13 protein-coding genes and 1 tRNA gene are annotated in these 20,064 nt (G+C 64.5%); all 14 read left to right on the top strand.

All coding sequences use genetic code 11. The features are described 5' to 3' along the window. Positions 1–5: 5 nt before the first annotated feature. Entirely contained in the window at positions 6–2,108 is a 2,103-nt protein-coding gene (locus BHK69_RS23245) for a TonB-dependent siderophore receptor (protein ID WP_244548294.1), read from the top strand. Further along, the gene (locus BHK69_RS23240; protein WP_244548293.1) at positions 2,105–3,343 is read left to right on the top strand and encodes an MFS transporter; all 1,239 of its coding nucleotides are present in this window, start codon (positions 2,105–2,107) and stop codon (positions 3,341–3,343) included. The genes BHK69_RS23245 and BHK69_RS23240 overlap by 4 nt, the downstream gene beginning before the upstream one ends. Before the next feature lie 241 nt (positions 3,344–3,584). Further along, positions 3,585–4,775, top strand: a complete 1,191-nt coding sequence (tuf, locus tag BHK69_RS23235; protein ID WP_069692171.1) for an elongation factor Tu — start codon at positions 3,585–3,587, stop codon at positions 4,773–4,775. A gap of 367 nt (positions 4,776–5,142) precedes the next feature. After that, positions 5,143–6,045: a dihydrodipicolinate synthase family protein gene (locus BHK69_RS23230; protein ID WP_069692170.1), complete on the top strand. Its 903-nt coding sequence runs from the start codon at positions 5,143–5,145 to the stop codon at positions 6,043–6,045. A 61-nt stretch (positions 6,046–6,106) separates the two neighbouring features. After that, positions 6,107–6,182: transfer RNA gene (locus BHK69_RS23225), tRNA-Trp, on the top strand. A 49-nt stretch (positions 6,183–6,231) separates the two neighbouring features. Beyond that, positions 6,232–6,963 carry a class I SAM-dependent methyltransferase gene (locus BHK69_RS23220; RefSeq protein ID WP_069692169.1) on the top strand — a complete coding sequence of 244 codons (732 nt, stop codon included), beginning with the start codon at positions 6,232–6,234 and terminating at the stop codon, positions 6,961–6,963. A 180-nt stretch (positions 6,964–7,143) separates the two neighbouring features. Beyond that, positions 7,144–7,338, top strand: coding sequence for a preprotein translocase subunit SecE (gene secE, locus BHK69_RS23215; protein WP_069692168.1), 195 nt, complete (start codon positions 7,144–7,146; stop codon positions 7,336–7,338). Positions 7,339–7,352: 14 nt separating this feature from the next. Then, on the top strand, positions 7,353–7,886 hold the full coding sequence (nusG, locus tag BHK69_RS23210; RefSeq protein WP_069692167.1) for a transcription termination/antitermination protein NusG: 534 nt from the start codon (positions 7,353–7,355) through the stop codon (positions 7,884–7,886). A 208-nt stretch (positions 7,887–8,094) separates the two neighbouring features. Then, a complete protein-coding gene (gene rplK, locus BHK69_RS23205) occupies positions 8,095–8,526 on the top strand; it encodes a 50S ribosomal protein L11 (RefSeq protein ID WP_069692166.1) in 432 nt (143 codons plus the stop codon). Positions 8,527–8,539: 13 nt separating this feature from the next. After that, positions 8,540–9,238: a 50S ribosomal protein L1 gene (gene rplA, locus BHK69_RS23200; protein WP_069692165.1), complete on the top strand. Its 699-nt coding sequence runs from the start codon at positions 8,540–8,542 to the stop codon at positions 9,236–9,238. Positions 9,239–9,743: 505 nt separating this feature from the next. Then, on the top strand, positions 9,744–10,259 hold the full coding sequence (gene rplJ / locus BHK69_RS23195) for a 50S ribosomal protein L10 (protein ID WP_069692164.1): 516 nt from the start codon (positions 9,744–9,746) through the stop codon (positions 10,257–10,259). A 54-nt stretch (positions 10,260–10,313) separates the two neighbouring features. Further along, positions 10,314–10,688, top strand: a complete 375-nt coding sequence (gene rplL, locus BHK69_RS23190; protein WP_069692163.1) for a 50S ribosomal protein L7/L12 — start codon at positions 10,314–10,316, stop codon at positions 10,686–10,688. Positions 10,689–10,946: 258 nt separating this feature from the next. Further along, the gene (gene rpoB, locus BHK69_RS23185) at positions 10,947–15,068 is read left to right on the top strand and encodes a DNA-directed RNA polymerase subunit beta (protein ID WP_069692162.1); all 4,122 of its coding nucleotides are present in this window, start codon (positions 10,947–10,949) and stop codon (positions 15,066–15,068) included. Positions 15,069–15,195: 127 nt separating this feature from the next. Continuing rightward, complete coding sequence (gene rpoC / locus BHK69_RS23180) at positions 15,196–19,413, top strand: DNA-directed RNA polymerase subunit beta' (protein ID WP_069692161.1); 4,218 nt, start codon at positions 15,196–15,198, stop codon at positions 19,411–19,413. Positions 19,414–20,064: the final 651 nt, after the last annotated feature.

The raw sequence follows: 20,064 nt of genomic DNA, 5'->3' as shown, positions 1-20,064 counted from the left end.
CCGTTGTGACTCTCCGTTTCGTCTTGCTGGCCTCGTCGGCCCTGTTGTTCGCTCCTTCCGCCGCCAAGGCCCAGGCCGAGAGGGCGCCTGCGATCCAGCTCGAAGAGGTGATCGTCCAGGGGGCGGGCGGCACGGGCGGAGTGGTCAGCGCGAATGGCTATGTCGCGACCGCGACGCGCAGCGCCACCAAGACCGATACGCCGGTGCTGGAGATCCCGCAGTCGATCTCGACGGTGACGCAAACGCAGCTGGAGCAGCGCAAGCCGCAGGCCTTGCTGGACGCCCTGTCCTATACGCCGGGCGCGCGCGTCGGCACCTATGGCTTCGATCCGCGCTACGACGCCTTCACGATTCGCGGTGTCGACGTCACGCAGAACGCCGTGTTCCGCGACGGGCTGCGCCAGATCGGCAGCCCCAACGGCCTGTTCCGGCTGGAGCCCTATGGGCTGGAGGCGATCTCGGTGCTGCGCGGGCCGGCGGGGGCGATCTACGGCGCCAGCACCGCCGCCGGCATCGTCGACTTGATCTCGAAGCGGCCGACCGAGACGCCCTTCCGCGAGATCGAGGTCCAAGGCGGTTCCTTCGGCCGCAAGCAGTTCAGTTTCGACCTGTCCGGCCCGGCCAATGCCGACAAGACCTTGCTCTACCGTCTGACGGGCCTGGTGCGCGACGCCAACAACCAGATCAGCGCGATCAAGGACGATCGGGTCTTCATCGCGCCCGCCTTCACCTGGAAGCCCAACGAGCTCACCAAGCTGACCTTGCTCGCCGAATACATGGATTCGACCACCGGCGGCACGGCGGCCTATGTCAACGAATACGGCCCCTATACCGATCGGCAGGGCAGCCTGCTCTACAAGTCGATCGGCGCGACCAGGGTCTTCGGTGGCGACAAGCGCTACAATGACTTCCGCCAGCAGCAGGGGCGCATCGGCTACGAGTTCGAGCACTCCTTCGGCGAGATGTTCACGCTGCGCCAGCGCGCCCGTTACTCCGCGCTCGCCTCGAACCAGCAATATGTCTACCTCACGGATTCCGGGCTGACGAAGGAGCGCACGCAAGGCGTCTCGGTCGACACCAGCCTCGAGACCAGGCTGAACACGGGGCCGCTCGCGCACCGCATCCTCACCGGCGTCGATTTCAGCTACCTGCATTATCGCGGCAAGGAGGGCTATGGCGGGGTCCCGGTCGGCTACAACGCCAACCTCGGCTACCGCACGGCGCAGACGCAGACGCTGGTCGGCCTCTACGCGCAGGACCAGATCAGCTGGCAGAACTGGCGATTGACCCTGGGTGGACGCCAGGACTGGTTCTCCAGCAATTTCGAGGCGGGCTCGGCAGGCGTCGTGCCAACCGAGACGAAGCAGACCGGCAACAAGGCGACCGGGCGCGCCGCCTTGAGCTACGTCACCGATCTCGGCCTCGCCCCTTATGTCAGCTATGCGACATCCTTTGTGCCCAATTCGGGCACGGTCCTGTCCGGTGCGGTCGCCGTGCCCGCCACGGGCGAGCAGATCGAGGCTGGCGTCAAATACGATCTGCCGGGCTACAACGCCTCGCTGCGCGCGGCGGTGTTCGAGCTGCGCCAGGACAATGCGGTCGTCTACGAGGTCGTCAACGGCTATAATCGCCAGGTCCAGCTCGGCTTGCGCTCGCAGGGCTTCGAGATCGAAGGTGTCGCCTCTCTCGCCAATGGGCTCAGCATCCAGGCCTCCTACGCCTATAACGACGCGCGCATCCTCAAGCTCACCGACGAGACGGTGGGCAACCGCCTGACCAGCATTCCCTATCACATGGCCTCGGTCTGGCTGGACTACACGGTGCAGGAGGGGCCGGCGCGCGGCCTCGGCCTTGGTGCGGGCGTGCGTTATGTCGGTTCGAGCCTCGGCGACAATCTGAACCGGCCGGTCCTCGACAATGCGCCGCGGACCTTGCTCGACGCGTCCCTGCGCTACGATCTCGAGAACCTCGACCCGCGCTTCAAGGGCGTCCGGTTCCAGGTCAATGCCACCAATCTCCTCGACAAGGTCGAGCAGACCTGCACCGGCGGCTTCTGCTATTTCGACGAGGGCCGGAAGGTCATCGCCAGCCTGCGTTACCGCTGGTGAGCCAGGTCCTCGCCGCGGGCGTGTGGGCGAAGCGCCTGTCTTCTCCGCTGGGCATCGTGCTCGCGCTCGGCGGGCTTTATGTCGGGCAGAGCATCCTTGGCGGGCTTGCCTTCATCGCGCTGCCGAGCGTGCTGCGCGAGCGTGGCGTGGCGCTTGATCAGATCGGGCTCGTCCACCTCATCAGCCTGCCCTGGGCGCTGAAGATAGTCTGGGCGGCGGCCGTCGAGCGTTACCGCCTGCCGCCGGCAGGCGCCACGCGCTCGCGCCAGATCGTTGCCGTCTGCGGTCTCCTCACCGTGCTGGGGTTGACTGCAGTCAGCGCCATCGGGCCGGCGCATTGGCTGCCCCTGCTCGCCGTTCTCGTCGCCATCGCCTTCGCGGCCTCGACGGCCGATATCGCCTGCGATGGCCATGCGGTCGAGACGCTCGCGCTGCGGCATCACGGCTGGGGCAATGCGGCGCAGGTCGGCGGGGCCTATCTCGGCTCGGCGATCGGCTCGGGGCTGTTCCTCATCCTCGTCGCACGGTTCGGCTGGAGCAGCGCGGTCCTGGCTGCCGCTGGCATGATCGTCGCGCTGCTGCTGCCATTCCTGCTGTCGCCGGCTCCGATCTCACCGGGGCTGCGCAGCCATCGCCCATCGCTGCGCTTCGCCTTGCAGCGCTCGCAGATGCGCCAGGGGCTGATCCTGGCTGCGGTCTATGTCGTGCTGCAGAAATGGGGGGTGAGCATGATGGGGCCGTTCCTGATCGATGTCGGGCTGGACCTCGAATCTATCGGGCTGGTCAACGGGTTCGGCGGACTGGCCATCGGGCTGGTCTGCGCGTTGCTCGGCGGCGGCCTCGTCCGCTGGATGGGGGCGAGGCGGGTCATGCTTCTCGCGCTGCTGCTGCAGGGCGCTGCGCTCGGGCTTTTGGCCCTCGCGGCGTCTCTGGGCACGGTACCTCGCGGCGCAATGGTCGGGCTCGCTTTGGCGAGCTCTTCGGGGATCATGGCGCTCGGCTTCGTCGCGCTCTACGCGCAGTTCATGGCGATCGCGGATCCGCGCCAGGCCGGGATCGACTTCACGCTGCTGCAAGGCATGGACGCCATCGTCAGCATGGCCGGCGGCCTCGGCGCCGGATGGGTGGCGCAGCATCTGGGCTTTGCCAGCTATTTCCTGATCGCCGCCGTCCTGGCCGTCCTCGCGGCGCCGGTCGTGGCCTGGCTGGCGACGAGGGCGACAAGCGCGGCGTGATGATCCAGATGCTGGCGATGTTGCGAGCACGCCGTCCAATGGCTTCCCCGCGACGGCGCATTTGCTGAAGCGTATTGGCGGTCGCTGGAGCGTGCCGGCCTAGCTCTGCGGCTGTCGCCCTCGTGATGCGGCTCCGCAAGGCCTGCCGGTGGCGAAGCCGCAACTTGCATCCTCCACCAAAAACCCCTAATGCGACCGCGCTTTTCAGGCCTCGTAGGGCCGTTGTCAGGAAACAGGTGTCATGGCCAAAGAGAAATTCGCGCGCACGAAGCCGCATTGCAACATTGGAACGATTGGTCACGTTGACCATGGCAAGACGTCTTTGACGGCAGCGATCACGAAGATTCTGGCCGAGACGGGCGGTGCCACGTTCACGGCGTATGACCAGATCGACAAGGCGCCGGAAGAGAAGGCCCGCGGCATCACGATCTCGACGGCTCACGTCGAGTACGAGACGGCGGCTCGCCACTATGCCCACGTCGACTGCCCCGGCCACGCCGACTATGTGAAGAACATGATCACGGGTGCGGCGCAGATGGACGGCGCGATCCTGGTTGTGTCGGCTGCCGATGGCCCGATGCCGCAGACCCGCGAGCACATCCTGCTGGCCAAGCAGGTCGGCGTGCCCGCGATGGTTGTGTTCATGAACAAGGTCGACCTGGTCGACGACGCCGAGCTGCTCGAGCTGGTCGAGATGGAGATCCGCGAGCTTCTGTCGAAGTACGACTTCCCGGGCGACGACATCCCGATCACCAAGGGTTCAGCGAAGGTTGCGCTGGACAATGGCGACAAGACCATCGGCCATGACGCGGTGATCGCGCTGATGAAGACGGTCGACGAGTACATCCCGCAGCCGGCGCGTCCGCTGGACCTGCCGTTCCTGATGCCGGTCGAGGACGTGTTCTCGATCTCGGGTCGCGGCACGGTCGTGACGGGTCGCGTCGAGCGCGGCATCGTCAAGGTCGGCGAGGAAATCGAGATCGTTGGCCTGAAGGACACGGTCAAGACGACGGTGACGGGCGTCGAGATGTTCCGCAAGCTGCTCGACCAGGGCCAGGCCGGCGACAACATCGGCGCGCTGCTGCGCGGCACGAAGCGCGAGGACGTCGAGCGCGGCCAGATCCTGTGCAAGCCGGGTTCGGTGAAGCCGCACACCAAGTTCAAGGCCGAGGCCTACATCCTGACCAAGGAGGAGGGCGGTCGTCATACCCCGTTCTTCACCAACTACCGCCCGCAGTTCTACTTCCGCACGACGGACGTGACCGGCGTGGTGCACCTGCCTGAGGGCACCGAGATGGTGATGCCTGGCGACAACATCGCCATGGAAGTGCACCTGATCGTGCCGATCGCGATGGAGGAGAAGCTGCGCTTCGCCATCCGCGAAGGCGGCCGCACGGTTGGAGCCGGCGTTGTTGCTTCGATCATAGCGTGATCGAAGCAACAACGACGCCAGCGGAAACCGCAGGCTTTTGCGGTGCAGGCGTCGTCGCAAGCATCATCGCTTGATTCAAGAATCGGCTGCAAAGCTTTGAAAGGGCGGTGGAAACACCGCCCTTTTCTGTTTCTGCCCACGGCATGCCTATGCCCATGCCGCGCGGCTGGCTCGCCGAAGCGCTATGCGCTGCCCGCGAATTCAAAGCTCTACAGCATCAGACCGAATATCGTATTCGGTCTGATGCTGTAGAGCTTTGATTCTGCATAGGCTTGCCCCGAAAGCCGGTTCCCACTTTTCGGGCCGATGCTCTAGATCCATCTGAGAGAGCGGACCCAGCCGCTCCGATCATGGAGGAGCATGCCCGATGCATTTCAAGCCACCCTTTCCCGGCATCCATTCGATCGTCTTTGCCCTGTTCGACGCGCAGGAGCGGCTGGATCGGGATGCGATGCGCCGGCAGACACAGATCAGCCTCGATCTCGATGTGCAGGGCATGGCGGCGCTTGGCCTCGCCACCGAGGTCTCGAAGCTCACCATTGCCGAGCGCCGCACGGTCATGGAATGGATGGCGGAGGACGTTGCCGGCCGCAAGCCGCTCGCCTTCACCATCTTCGGCTCGTCGGTGGCGGAACAGATCGATCTCGTCCGTGTCGCGGAGCGGAATGGCGCCGATTGGGTGATTCTCCAGCCGCCCATGGTCGGCAGCTTCGGCGCAGCCGAGTATATCCGCTTCTTCGGGCGCGTCGCCGAGGCGACCTCGTTACCGGTCGCGATCCAGAACGCCCCTGCCTATATGGGCCGCGGCCTGTCGGCGGAGGACATTCGCGAACTGGTGCGGCAGCACCCGAACATCTGCCTCATCAAGGGAGAGGGCTCCGTCGTCGAGATCGAGCGGCTGATCGCGGTCACCGAAGGGCGCTTGCCGATCCTGAATGGCCGGGGTGGGCTCGAATTGATCGACAATCTCCGCGCCGGCTGCGTCGGCATGATCCTGGCGCCAGACACGATCGACTATGCGCTGCGCGCCTATAATCACTATATTGCGAGGGATGAAGCGAAGGCCGAGGCCGTCTACCGGGAGGTGCTGCCGGCCATTATCTTCATCATGCAGTCGATCGAGGCCCTGCTCTGCTATGGCAAGCGGATATTCGGGGCGCGGGCGGGGATCGCCATCCATGATCGCGGCCCGGCGCTGCGGCCGACGGAATTCGGCCTGAAGCTGGTCGAGCGCTATGCCAGGGAACTCGGACCCTATCGCACAGGATGATGATCGGCTGCGTTTTCGACTTGAAAACCTCCGCGCCTTGAGGCAAAGCATCGCCGACTACAGGGGTGTAGCTCAGTTGGTAGAGTACCGGTCTCCAAAACCGGTTGTCGTAGGTTCGAGCCCTACCGCCCCTGCCAGTCCCGCACGAAGCCGGTTTCCGGCGCCGGTTGGTTCTGTAGATCGCCGATGACGCAGAACATCTACGATACGCCGGCTTTCTTCAGTGCCTACAGCCAGCTGCCGCGTTCGGTCCACGGCCTCGCCGGCGCGCCGGAATGGCCGGTGCTGCAAAGCTTCCTTCCCGATCTGCGCGGCCTCAGAGTTCTCGATCTCGGCTGCGGCTTTGGCTGGTTCTGCCGCTGGGCGCGGGAGAACGGCGCGGCGAGCGTGCTCGGCGTCGATGTCTCCGAGCGCATGCTGGCACGGGCGCGGGCAGAGACCGGGGACAAAGCCGCCAGCTATGAGCGGGCCGATCTGGAGCGCTTCGCGCCCGCACCCGCCAGCTTCGATCTCGCCTATAGCTCGCTTGCCTTTCACTATCTGACGGACCTGGGCGGGTTGCTCGAGAGGGTCGGGCAGGCGTTGCCGCCCGGCGGCATGCTGGTCTGCTCGGTCGAACATCCCTTGATGACGGCTCCTGCTCATCAGGGCTGGTCGCTCGATCCCGACGGGCAGCCGGCCTGGCCGGTGAACGGCTATCTGGCGGAAGGGCCGCGCAGGACGGACTGGCTGGCGAAGGGCGTGATCAAGCAGCACCGCACGATCGCGACCTATCTCGATTTGCTCCACCGCGCCGGCTTTGCCCTGACGCATTGCGTGGAATGGGCTCCGAGCGAGGATCAGGTCGCGGCCCATCCGGAATGGGCGAAGGAGCGGGAGCGGCCATCCTTCCTGCTGCTGGGCTGCAAACGCCTCTAGCTCCTGTCTGGGGCTGCTCGCAGGCCCTTGAAAAGGCGCTTGGCTAACGCTGCAGCCCGTTGTAAGAGGCACGTCATGACGGCGCGCGGCTCCACGAGCCCCGCGCCGCGAATGTTTCAGGACGGCCGATTCGGCCTTCGGCGAGGGCCGGAGCGCGGTTTTGGAACCCGAGGTGATACGATGGCTAAGACCAACCCCTTCAGCTTCCTGCAGGACGTTCGCACCGAAGCGACGAAGGTCACCTGGCCGTCTCGGCGCGAGACGCTGATCACGACGGGTCTCGTGCTCGCCATGGTGGTCGTCTCGAGCCTGTTCTTCCTTTTCACCGATACGATCATTCGCTGGTCGCTCGGCATCATCCTCGGCGCACGCTGAACGGAATCAGACACGTGACAACTCGCTGGTACATCGTCCACGCCTATTCCAACTTCGAGAACAAGGTCGCGCAGTCGATCCGCGATCAGGCGGCGCAGCGCAATCTCGCCGACAAGTTCGACGAGGTCCTGGTGCCGACCGAGAAGGTCGTCGAGGTTCGGCGCGGCCGCAAGGTCGATGCCGAGCGCAAGTTCTTCCCCGGCTATGTGCTGGTGAAGTGCGAGATGACCGACGAGGTCTATCACCTGATCAAGAACACGCCGAAGGTCACCGGCTTCCTGGGCGCCGACAAGGCCAAGCCCATGCCGATCCCCGAGGTCGAGGCGATGCGGATCAAGGGCCAGGTCGCCGAGGGCATCGAGCGGCCCAAGCCGACGGTCGTCTTCGAGATCGGCGAGCAGGTGAAGGTCTCCGACGGGCCCTTCGCCTCGTTCAACGGCGTGGTCGAGGATGTCGATCACGGTCGCGCCCGGCTCAAGGTCGCGGTCTCGATCTTCGGCCGCGCGACCCCGGTCGAGCTCGAATACGGGCAGGTCGAGAAGCTCTGAGCATTATCGGAAGGCCTTTCGGGGCTTCCCTTCGGCGCCGCCCTGTGTCATAGGCGGCGCCTCAACCGCGTGGGAGGCGTGCCGGTCGCCAGCCGGATCAACGGCGCCGCACCACGCTCTGCAACCACCCTGACCCCGAGCGAAGCAGTTCGCGGGCAGGGCGTCGTCGTTCCGATAGGCGTCGGAGCGGACGGCAGGAGCAGCCATCATGGCAAAGAAGATCACGGGTTACGTGAAGCTTCAGGTTCCGGCGGGCGCGGCCAATCCGTCGCCGCCGATCGGTCCGGCGCTGGGTCAGCGCGGCCTCAACATCATGGAATTCTGCAAGGCCTTCAACGCGAAGACCGCGCAGATGGAAAAGGGCATGCCGATCCCGGTGATCATCACCGCGTATCAGGATCGCTCCTTCACCTTCGAGATGAAGCAGCCGCCGGTCTCGTACTGGCTGAAGAAGGCCGCTGGCCTGACTGCCGGCTCGAAGACGCCTGGTCGCGGCGGCAATGTCGGCAAGGTCACCGTCGCTCAGATCACTGAGATCGCCGAGAAGAAGATGGCCGATCTCAACTGCGATTCGATCGAATCCGCCTCGTCCATGATCAAGGGCTCCGCCCGGTCCATGGGCCTGGAAGTCGTGGGCTGAGGGGAAACAGACGATGGCACATGTCGCAAAGCGCGTCGTGAAGGCCCGTGAGGGCATCGACCGCACCAAGCTCTACCCGCTCGATCTCGCTGTCGCGATGGTCAAGGAGCGCGCCAACGCCAAGTTCGACGAGACCGTTGAGGTCGCGATGAACCTGGGCGTCGATCCGCGCCACGCCGACCAGATGGTCCGCGGCGTCTGCAATCTGCCCAACGGCTCGGGCCGCGTCCTGCGCGTCGCCGTGTTTGCTCGCGGCGCCAAGGCGGAAGAGGCCAAGAAGGCCGGGGCCGACATCGTCGGCGCCGAAGAGCTGGTCGATCTCGTCTCCAAGGGCACGATCGAGTTCGATCGCTGCATCGCGACCCCGGACATGATGCCGCTGGTCGGCCGTCTCGGTAAGGTGCTGGGCCCGCGCGGCCTGATGCCGAACCCGAAGGTCGGCACGGTCACCATGGACATCACCACTGCGGTTGCGGCGTCCAAGGGCGGTTCAGTCGAGTTCCGCGTCGAGAAGGCCGGCATCGTGCATGCCGCCGTCGGCAAGGTCTCGTTCACGGCCGACAAGCTCGCCGAGAACATCAAGGCGTTCGCCGATTCCGTCGCCAAGGCCAAGCCGGCCGGAGCCAAGGGCACCTATATCCAGCGCGTCGCGATTTCCTCGACCATGGGTCCGGGCGTCAAGATCGAGCCCAACACGGTGATGGGCGGCTGAGAGGCCTGACGGCCGGCTTCGCGCCGGCCGTTGCCCGGGCTTGATCCGACGGGGTCAAGTCCCCACTTGGCAGAAGCAGGCGAAAGCGTTAAGACGCAGGCCTGTTTCCATAAGTGATGTGGGCTCCAGCGTGCTTCGCACGAGGGGGTCTGTTTCGCGTTTTTCGGCGGTTTGCCGCCGAAGAATGGGTGTTTGGGGCGCGAAGAGCGATCTTTGGGCCCGAATCATCCAGTCCTGTCTGAGACTGCAGGTGCTCCTCGGCTTCGGCTGGGGGCATAATTTCGCCAAGAGGCCTGCATAGACGGTGCAAGAGCTCAAGCGGGATCGCAAGGTCCCGAAGACGGTTCGAACCATCTCGCCCGATCGCGGCCGGCAACGGTCAAGAGCGGGGACAGGGCACTGAGCGTCGCTCTTATCCAGCGCCGGTGTCAACCGGGGTTTCTTGAGAGCGACACGTGCAACCGGCGGCAAGCCCTCAAGCCTGCCGCCTACCGGAGAGAGCCCAGTGGATAGAACGGCAAAGAATGATGCCGTCGCGACGCTGAACGGTGTGTTTGCGAACACGTCGGTCGTCGTCGTGGCCCACTATGCGGGTTTGACGGTGGCCCAGTTCCAGAAGCTTCGTCGCGAGATGAAGGCCAATGGCGCCACCGTGAAGGTCGCAAAGAACCGGCTGGCCAAGATCGCTCTTGAAGGCACCGACGTCGCGTCCATCAGCAACCTGCTGACGGGTCCCACCCTGATCGCTTATTCCAACGATCCGGTCGCGGCGCCGAAGGTCGCCACCGCTTTCGCCAAGGACAATGACAAGCTCGTCATCCTCGGCGGCGCGATGGGCAAGACCGCCCTGAACCCCGACGGCATCAAGGCCCTGGCCACGATGCCCTCGCTCGACGAACTGCGCGCCAAGTTGCTCGGCCTGCTTCAGGCTCCTGCAACCAAGCTTGCCCAGCTCTCGACCGCGCCTGCTGCGAAGCTCGCGCGCGTGTTTCAGGCATATGCCGACAAGGATGCGGCCTGAACGGCCAGTTACCCCTGATCAACGTTCGAACCTCTTTTACGTAGGAACTTAACCATGGCTGATCTTGCTAAGCTCGTTGACGAGCTGTCGTCCCTCACGGTCCTCGAGGCCGCCGACCTCGCCAAGCTTCTCGAAGAGAAGTGGGGCGTCTCCGCCGCCGCCGCCGTTGCGGTTGCCGGCCCCGCCGCTGGCCCCGCTGCTGCTGCTGTCGAAGAGCAGACCGAGTTCAACGTCATTCTTGCCGCCGTCGGCGACAAGAAGATTGAAGTCATCAAGGAAGTCCGCGCCATCACCGGCCTGGGCCTCAAGGAAGCCAAGGACCTGGTCGAGGCCGCTCCGAAGGCTGTCAAGGAGTCTGTGACCAAGGACGAGGCCGAGAAGCTCAAGAAGCAGCTCGAGGCCGTCGGCGCCAAGGTCGAGCTCAAGTGAGCTGGGCCGGCATGATGCCGGTCCGACCCTAGTCAACACAGACAGTCCCGGGGCGGTTTTCCGCCTCCGGGGCTGTTGCGTCGTTTCCGTACTTGCGTGCGGACAGGTTGAGAAAGCTTCCGGCGCAACCTTGCGTTGTGGGCTCCAGTTCAGATGATGTCGGCGCGATGATGCGCCGAACGGCTCACCCGGCGGCCAAGCCGCCTTTGACTGCGGCAGACTGCCGGGTGAGCCGTCCGAGAGATTGCGAGGAACAAAATGGTCAATTCGCTCCAGGGCCGCAGGCGCGTCCGCAAGTTCTTCGGAAAACTCAAGGAAGTGGCGCAGATGCCGAACCTCATCGAGGTTCAGAAGGCGTCCTACGACCAATTCCTGATGGTCGACGAGCCCAAGGGCGGCCGCGGCGACGAAGGCCTGCAGTCCGTCTTCAAATCGGTCTTCCCGATCGGCGATTTCTCGGGCGCTTCGCTGCTCGAATTCGTCAAGTACACCTTCGAGCCGCCGAAATACGACGTCGACGAGTGCCGCCAGCGCGGCATGACCTTCTCTGCGCCGCTCAAGGTGACTTTGCGCCTGATCGTGTTCGATATCGATCCCGACACCCAGGCGAAGTCGGTCAAGGACATCAAGGAGCAGGATGTCTACATGGGCGACATGCCGCTCATGACCGATAACGGCACCTTCATCGTCAACGGCACCGAGCGCGTCATCGTCTCGCAGATGCACCGTTCGCCGGGCGTGTTCTTCGACCACGACAAGGGCAAGACCCATTCCTCGGGCAAGCTGCTCTTCGCCGCGCGCATCATCCCCTATCGCGGGTCCTGGCTCGACATCGAATTCGACGCCAAGGACATCGTCTACGCCCGTATCGACCGGAAGCGTAAGATCCCGGTCACGTCGCTGCTGTTCGCGCTCGGCATGGACGGCGAGGAGATCCTCAGCCGCTTCTACGCCCATATCAACTATGTCCGCGATCCCAAGGGCTGGCGCGTTCCCTATGACGCGGAGCGCATGAAGGGCTTCAAGGCCACCGCCGACATGATCGACGCCGACACCGGCGAGGTCGTGGTCGAGGCCGGCAAGAAGCTCGTCGCACGCACCGCCCGGCAGCTTGCCGAGAAGGGCCTCAAGTTCCTGCGCGCCACGGACGAGGACCTTTACACCCAGTACATCGCCGAGGATCTGGTCAACCCTGCCACCGGCGAAGTCTTCGCCGAGGCCGGCGAGGAGATCACCGAGAAGTCGTTGAAGCTGCTCACCGATGCGGGCTTCGACGAGATCCCGGTGCTCGACATCGACCACATCACGGTCGGCCCCTATATCCGCAACACGCTCAACGTGGACAAGAACTCGCGCCGTGAAGAGGCGCTCTTCGACATCTACCGCGTGATGCGTCCCGGCGAGCCGCCGACGCTCGAGACCGCCGAGAACATGTTCCAGTCGCTGTTCTTCGACTCGGAGCGCTATGACCTGTCGGCCGTCGGCCGCGTCAAGATGAACATGCGCCTCGACCTCGACGCCGAGGACACCGTGCGCATCCTGCGCAAGGAGGACATCTTCGCGGTCGTCAAGGCGCTGGTCGACCTGCGCGACGGCAAGGGCGAGATCGACGACATCGACCATCTCGGCAACCGCCGCGTCCGCTCGGTCGGCGAGCTGATGGAGAACCAGTATCGCCTGGGTCTGCTGCGCATGGAGCGCGCCATCAAGGAGCGCATGTCCTCGGTCGATATCGACACCGTGATGCCGCAGGACCTGATCAACGCCAAGCCGGCAGCTGCCGCCGTGCGCGAGTTCTTCGGCTCGTCGCAGCTCTCGCAGTTCATGGACCAGACCAACCCGCTCTCGGAAGTCACGCATAAGCGCCGCCTTTCGGCGCTTGGACCGGGCGGTCTGACCCGCGAGCGCGCCGGCTTCGAGGTGCGCGACGTGCACCCGACCCATTACGGCCGCATCTGCCCGATCGAGACGCCGGAAGGCCCGAATATCGGTCTGATCAACTCGCTCGCCACCTTCGCGCGGGTGAACAAGTACGGCTTCATCGAGAGCCCCTATCGCCGCATCCGCGACGGCAAGCAGACCGAGGAGATCATCTACCTCTCGGCGATGGAGGAGGCGAAGTACAACGTCGCCCAGGCCAATGCCGCCGTCGACAAGGAAGGCCGTCTCACCGACGATCTGATCGTCTGCCGCCGCGCTGGCGAGGTCATCGTCACGCCGGTCGACAAGGTCGATTTCCAGGACGTGTCGCCCAAGCAGCTCGTTTCTGTCGCTGCGGCGCTGATCCCGTTCCTCGAGAACGACGACGCGAACCGCGCGCTGATGGGCTCGAACATGCAGCGCCAGGCGGTGCCGCTGGTTCGCGCCGACGCGCCGTTCGTCGGCACCGGCATGGAAGCTGTCGTCGCCCGCGACTCGGGCGCTGCGATCGCTGCCCGCCGTGGCGGCATCGTCGACCAGGTCGATGCGACGCGTATCGTTATCCGCGCGTCCGACGAGATGGATCCGACCAAGCCGGGCGTCGACATCTATCGCCTGCAGAAGTTCCAGCGCTCCAACCAGTCGACCTGCATCACGCAGCGTCCGCTGGTGCGCGTCGGCGACGTCATCAAGAAGGGTGACATCGTCGCAGACGGCCCGTCGACCGAGTTCGGCGAGCTCGCGCTCGGCCGCAACGTGCTCGTCGCGTTCATGCCGTGGAACGGCTACAACTTCGAAGACTCGATCCTGCTCTCGGAGAAGATCGTCTCGGAAGACATCTTCACCTCGATCCATATCGAGGAATTCGAGGTCATGGCCCGCGACACCAAGCTGGGTCCGGAGGAAATCACGCGCGACATCCCGAACGTCTCGGAAGAAGCGCTGAAGAACCTGGACGAAGCCGGCATCGTCTATATCGGCGCCGAAGTGGCGGCTGGCGACATCCTCGTCGGCAAGATCACGCCCAAGGGCGAAAGCCCGATGACGCCGGAAGAGAAGCTGCTGCGCGCCATCTTCGGCGAGAAGGCCTCGGACGTGCGCGACACCTCGCTGCGGGTGCCGCCGGGCGTGCAGGGCACGATCGTCGAAGTGCGCGTGTTCAACCGCCATGGCGTCGACAAGGATGAGCGCGCCCAGGCGATCGAGCGCGAGGAGATCGAGCGTCTCGCCAAGGACCGCGACGACGAGCAGGCGATCCTCGACCGCAACACCTTCGCCCGTCTCGCCGACATCCTGAACGGCAAGACCGGTCTTGCCGGCCCCAAGGGCTTCAAGAAGGACACGGTCATCACCCGCGAGGGCATGAGCGAGTTCCCGCGTTCGCAGTGGTGGCTGTTTGCGGTCGGCGACGATCCGCTGATGACCGAGATCGAAGCGATGCGGAAGCAGTACGACGAGTCGAAGAAGCGCCTCGAGCAGCGCTTCCTCGACAAGGTCGAGAAGCTGCAGCGTGGCGACGAACTGCCTCCGGGCGTGATGAAGATGGTCAAGGTCTTCGTCGCGGTGAAGCGCAAGATCCAGCCGGGCGACAAGATGGCCGGCCGTCACGGCAACAAGGGCGTGGTCTCGCGCATCGTTGCGGCCGAGGACATGCCGTTCCTCGAGGACGGCACCCATGCCGACATCGTGCTGAACCCGCTGGGCGTGCCTTCGCGCATGAACGTCGGCCAGATCCTGGAGACCCATCTCGGATGGGCCGCTGCAGGTCTGGGCAAGCAGATTGGCGCAGCGCTCGACGCCTATAAGAAGGGCCATGACGTCAAGGCGCTGCGGGCTTCGTTCGACGCTGTCTACGACGACAACGAGATCATCGCGTCGATGGACGAGAACGAGCTCGTCGAGATGGGCCAGAACCTGCGTCGCGGCGTACCGATGGCGACACCGGTGTTCAACGGCGCCAAGGAGGCCGATATCGAGCGGCTGCTGGAGCAGGCGGGACTTCACTCGTCTGGCCAGTCGACGCTCTATGACGGCCGTACCGGCGAGCCCTTCGACCGCAAGGTCACGGTCGGCTACATCTATATGCTGAAGCTGCACCACCTGGTCGACGACAAGATCCATGCCCGTTCGATCGGCCCGTACTCGCTCGTCACCCAGCAGCCGCTGGGCGGCAAGGCGCAGTTCGGCGGTCAGCGCTTCGGCGAGATGGAGGTCTGGGCGCTCGAGGCTTACGGCGCCGCCTACACGCTGCAGGAAATGCTGACGGTGAAGTCGGACGACGTCGCGGGCCGCACCAAGGTCTACGAGTCGATCGTGCGCGGCGAGGACAACTTCGAAGCGGGCATCCCCGAGAGCTTCAACGTGCTCGTCAAGGAAATGCGCTCGCTCGGCCTCAACGTCGAGTTGATCAGCAACAAGGTGAAGCCGGGCGAGTTGCCGCCGGCTGAAGCGGCCGAGTAAGCCGCACGGCGCGTCGCTCAAGACGCGCCGGGAACGAGATAATGCCTGCGGCACTCACGCCGCAGGCCGATGGTTATGATAGCCGGGCAGGGCGGTCTTATCCCCCGCCGGCGGTAGGAGACAGGCGATGAAGCAAGAGGTCATGAACCTTTTCGGCCAGCAGCCGGTGCAGCAGGCCTTCGACGCGATCAAGATTTCGATCGCGAGCCCGGAGAAGATCCTGTCCTGGTCTTATGGCGAGATCAAAAAGCCGGAGACCATCAACTACCGGACCTTCAAGCCCGAGCGCGACGGCCTGTTCTGCGCCCGCATCTTCGGGCCGATCAAGGACTACGAGTGCCTGTGCGGCAAGTACAAGCGCATGAAGTTCAAGGGCGTCATCTGCGAGAAGTGCGGCGTGGAAGTCACGCTTGCGCGCGTCCGGCGCGAGCGCATGGGCCATATCGAGCTCGCCGCCCCCGTCGCGCATATCTGGTTCCTGAAGTCGCTGCCCTCGCGCATCGGCCTCCTGATGGACATGCCGCTCAAGGATCTCGAGCGGATTCTCTATTTCGAGTCCTATGTCGTCATCGAGCCGGGCCTGACGCCTCTCAAGGACCGTCAGATCCTGTCCGAGGAAGAGTATGTCCGCTGCCAGGAAGAGTATGGCGCCGACACCTTCACGGCGATGATCGGCGCGGAAGCCATCCGCGAGATGCTGCGCGCGCTCGACCTCGACCAGATCAACGCCGATCTCAAGCATGAGATCGCGACGACGACGTCGGAGCTGAAGCCCAAGAAGCTGATGAAGCGCCTCAAGATCATCGAGGCGTTCCAGCAGTCCGGCAACAAGCCGGAATGGATGGTCATGACCATCATTCCGGTGATCCCGCCCGATCTGCGCCCGCTGGTGCCGCTCGATGGCGGCCGCTTCGCGACCTCGGACCTGAACGACCTGTATCGCCGCGTCATCAACCGCAACAACCGCCTGAAGCGGCTGATCGAATTGCGCGCGCCCGACATCATCATCCGCAACGAGAAGCGGATGCTGCAGGAATCGGTCGATGCGCTGTTCGACAACGGCCGCCGTGGCCGCGTCATCACGGGCGCCAACAAGCGTCCGTTGAAGTCGCTCGCCGATATGCTGAAGGGCAAGCAGGGCCGCTTCCGCCAGAACCTGCTCGGCAAGCGCGTCGACTATTCCGGCCGTTCGGTCATCGTGGTCGGCCCGGAGATGAAGCTGCACCAGTGCGGGCTGCCCAAGAAGATGGCGCTCGAGCTGTTCAAGCCGTTCATCTATGCGCGCCTCGACGCCAAGGGCTACTCGACCACGGTCAAGCAGGCCAAGAAGCTGGTCGAGAAGGAGAAGCCCGAGGTCTGGGACATCCTGGACGAGGTCATCCGCGAGCATCCGGTGCTGCTGAACCGCGCCCCGACGCTGCACAGGCTCGGCATCCAGGCCTTCGAGCCGGTGCTGATCGAAGGCAAGGCGATCCAGCTTCACCCGCTGGTCTGCGCCGCCTTCAACGCCGACTTCGACGGCGACCAGATGGCCGTGCACGTTCCGCTGTCGCTGGAAGCGCAGCTGGAAGCGCGCGTCCTGATGATGTCGACCAACAACATCCTGCACCCGGCCAACGGTCTTCCGATCATCGTGCCGTCGCAGGACATCGTGCTCGGCCTCTACTATCTCTCGATCGTCTCTGACGGCGAGCCGGGCCAGGGCAAGATCTTCGGCGACTTCGGCGAGCTCGAATACGCGCTGCACGAGAAGGTCGTGACGCTGCATTCGAAGATCAAATACCGCTGGACCGGCATCGATCAGGACGGCAAGTCCTACACCAAGATCTACGACACCACGCCTGGTCGCGTCATTCTCTCGACCGCGCTGCCCAAGCACCCGAACATGACCTTCGACGTCAGCAACCGCCTGATGACGAAGAAGGAAATCTCGGGAATGATCGACGCCGTCTATCGCGGCTGCGGTCAGAAGGAATCGGTGATCTTCTGCGACCGCATCATGTCGCTGGGCTTCACCCACGCCTTCAAGGCCGGCATCTCCTTCGGCAAGGACGACATGGTCGTGCCGGAGAACAAATGGGAGATCGTCGACACCACCCGCGCGCTCGCCAAGGATTACGAGCAGCAGTACCAGGACGGCCTGATCACTCAGGGCGAGAAGTACAACAAGGTCGTCGACGCCTGGGCGAAGTGCTCCGACAAGCTCGCCCAGGAGATGATGGCCCGCATCTCGACCGTGAAAAAGGACGAGAATGGTCGCGATAAGCCGATCAACTCGATCTACATGATGAGCCACTCCGGAGCGCGTGGTTCGCCAGCCCAGATGAAGCAGCTCGCGGCGATGCGCGGCCTGATGGCCAAGCCCTCGGGCGAGATCATCGAGTCGCCGATCATCTCGAACTTCAAGGAAGGCCTCGACGTTCTCGAGTACTTCAACTCGACCCACGGCGCCCGCAAGGGCCTCGCCGATACCGCGCTCAAGACGGCCAACTCCGGCTATCTCACGCGCCGTCTCGTCGACGTGGCGCAGGATGCCATCATCTCCGAAGTCGATTGCGGCTCGGAGAGCGGCATCAAGATGCGCGCCATCATCGACGCGGGTCAGGTCGTCGCATCGCTCGGTATCCGCATCCTCGGCCGCTCGGCGGCAGAAGATGTCACCGACATCGACGGCAAGGTCCTGGTGCCGAAGGGCACGATGATCGACGAGCACCACATCGAGGCGATCAACGCCGCCGGTGTGCAGGAGGTGAAGATTCGTTCGGTGCTGACCTGCGCCACCAAGAACGGCGTCTGCGCCACCTGCTACGGACGCGATCTTGCTCGCGGCACGCCCGTCAACATGGGCGAGGCCGTCGGCGTCATCGCGGCGCAGTCGATCGGCGAGCCGGGTACGCAGCTCACCATGCGCACCTTCCACATCGGTGGCGCGGCGACGATCGCCGACCAGTCCTTCGTCGAGTCGAATTTCGAAGGCGTGGTCAAGATCCGCAACCGCAACCTCGCCCGGAATTCGGACGGCGACCTGATCGCAATGGCGCGCAACATCGCCGTCGTGATCGTGGGGCCGGACGGCGCCGAGCGCGCGGTTCACCGCGTCCAGTTCGGCTCGAAGCTGCGCATCGACGAGGGCGACAAGGTCAAGCGCGGCCAGCGCCTGATCGAGTGGGATCCCTATTCCCGCCCGATCCTGGCCGAGGTCGACGGCTCCGTCGGCTTCGAGGACCTGGTCGACGGCATGTCGATCACCGAGACGACCGACGAAGCGACGGGCATCAACAAGCGCGTCGTCATCGACTGGCGCGGCTCGGCCCGTACGTCCGATCTGCGCCCGGCTCTGACGGTGCATGGCCCGGACGGCAAGATCGCCAAGCTCGCGCGTGGCGGCGAAGCCCGCTACATCCTGCCTGTCGACGGCATCATCTCGGTCGAGCCCGGCGCCCATATCAAGGCGGGTGACGTGCTGGCCCGTGTCTCGACGGACTCCGCCAAGACCCGCGACATCACCGGCGGTCTGCCGCGGGTGGCGGAGCTGTTCGAGGCCCGTCGTCCCAAGGATGCGGCGATCATCGCCGAGAAGGCCGGCGTCATCGGCTTCGGCAAGGACTACAAGAACAAGCGCCGGGTCACGCTGACCCCGCATGACGGTTCCGAGGGGCTCGAGTACCTGATCCCCAAGGGCAAGCACATCCATCTCCAGGACGGCGACGTCGTGGAGACGGGCGACTACATCCTCGATGGCAACCCGGCCCCGCACGACATCCTGGCGATCAAGGGCGTCGAGGAGCTGGCGGCTTATCTGGTGAACGAGATCCAGGAGGTCTATCGCCTCCAGGGCGTGGGCATCAACGACAAGCACATCGAGGTCATCGTCCGGCAGATGCTGCAGAAGATCGAAATCACCGAGTCGGGCGACACCGACATCCTGACCGGTGACCAGATCGACCGCATCGAGCTGCAGGAGATCAATGCGAAGATGAAGGAGGAGGGCAAGAAGCCCGCTTCCGGCGTCCCTGTGCTGCTCGGCATCACCAAGGCGAGCTTGCAGACGCGCTCCTTCATCTCGGCGGCGTCGTTCCAGGAGACCACCCGCGTCCTCACCGAGGCGGCGGTCAACGGCAAGTACGACACGCTGGAAGGCCTCAAGGAGAACGTCATCGTCGGCTCGCTGATCCCGGCCGGCACCGGCGCGCAAGTCGCCCGCATCAAGCAGGTGGCGACGCGTCGCGACGATCTCATCGTCGGCCAGAAGGCGGACGCGGCGGCGAAGGCCGCGGCTTCCGCCGCCAAGGCTGCAGCCGCCACGGCGGCCGCAGTGGCGGCGGCGCTGCCCGCGGCTGAATAAGACGCGCCGCGTTTGCGCGAACGAACAGGGCCGCCCCTTGGGGCGGCCTTTTTTCGTTGTGCGCCCAGCATGGGCGCACTCTTGTGGGTGCAAGTCCCATCGTGAGTTGTTCACAACGAGCAAAGTGAAGCGCAACTGCATGAGGGTGACCGAGTGTGGGGAGGAAGCGTGGAGCGAAGCTGCGGGCCGATGCACAAGAACCGGATAGAAGGCGCTGCCGACCAGGGCGAGCGGGCAACGAACCGTGAAGCTCTCGTGATCAAGGGGAAGCGGCGTAGATCCGGCGGTCGTGCGGTGAAGGAGTGCGTTCTTACCTGGGGAGATCTCGCCTCATGCCTGAAAGGGCGACGGTGTCGAGCCGGAGCGAGAAGTCAGCAGAGGCCATAGTAGCTGCCGTAGGGGAGCGAAGGGCCGAAGCAGTGGAAGGGAGAGCCTGCTGGTTATCGGATTTGAACGGTCTCAGATGTTCGCGCCAGCGAAGCTCGCCGTTTCGGCAGATAGGGTGAAGCCCGAAAGGCCACGGCAGCGAGAAATCAAATCCGCCGAACCAGATTGCGCAAACCCAGGCGCCAAGCCGCGAGACCTACAAGCTTGGCGACCTCAACTGCTCCAACCGCCCGGTGCGGACCCGCATGCCGGGTGGTGTGGGAG

Source organism: Bosea vaviloviae (assembly GCF_001741865.1).
In the GTDB taxonomy this organism is placed as follows: Bacteria; Pseudomonadota; Alphaproteobacteria; order Rhizobiales; family Beijerinckiaceae; genus Allobosea; species Allobosea vaviloviae.
The sequence above is the reverse complement of the archived record's forward strand: the minus strand, read 5'-3'. Positions and strand labels throughout refer to the sequence as shown.

What these genes read in the sequence shown, in the direction of transcription:
- tuf (WP_069692171.1), top strand. Translation starts at nt 3,585, where the DNA reads ATGGCCAAAGAGAAATTCGCGCGCACGAAGCCGCATTGCAACATTGGA.
- BHK69_RS23230 (WP_069692170.1), top strand. Translation starts at nt 5,143, where the DNA reads ATGCATTTCAAGCCACCCTTTCCCGGCATCCATTCGATCGTCTTTGCC.
- BHK69_RS23220 (WP_069692169.1), top strand. Translation starts at nt 6,232, where the DNA reads ATGACGCAGAACATCTACGATACGCCGGCTTTCTTCAGTGCCTACAGC.
- secE (WP_069692168.1), top strand. Translation starts at nt 7,144, where the DNA reads ATGGCTAAGACCAACCCCTTCAGCTTCCTGCAGGACGTTCGCACCGAA.
- rplK (WP_069692166.1), top strand. Translation starts at nt 8,095, where the DNA reads ATGGCAAAGAAGATCACGGGTTACGTGAAGCTTCAGGTTCCGGCGGGC.
- rplA (WP_069692165.1), top strand. Translation starts at nt 8,540, where the DNA reads ATGGCACATGTCGCAAAGCGCGTCGTGAAGGCCCGTGAGGGCATCGAC.
- rplL (WP_069692163.1), top strand. Translation starts at nt 10,314, where the DNA reads ATGGCTGATCTTGCTAAGCTCGTTGACGAGCTGTCGTCCCTCACGGTC.
- rpoB (WP_069692162.1), top strand. Translation starts at nt 10,947, where the DNA reads ATGGTCAATTCGCTCCAGGGCCGCAGGCGCGTCCGCAAGTTCTTCGGA.
- rpoC (WP_069692161.1), top strand. Translation starts at nt 15,196, where the DNA reads ATGAAGCAAGAGGTCATGAACCTTTTCGGCCAGCAGCCGGTGCAGCAG.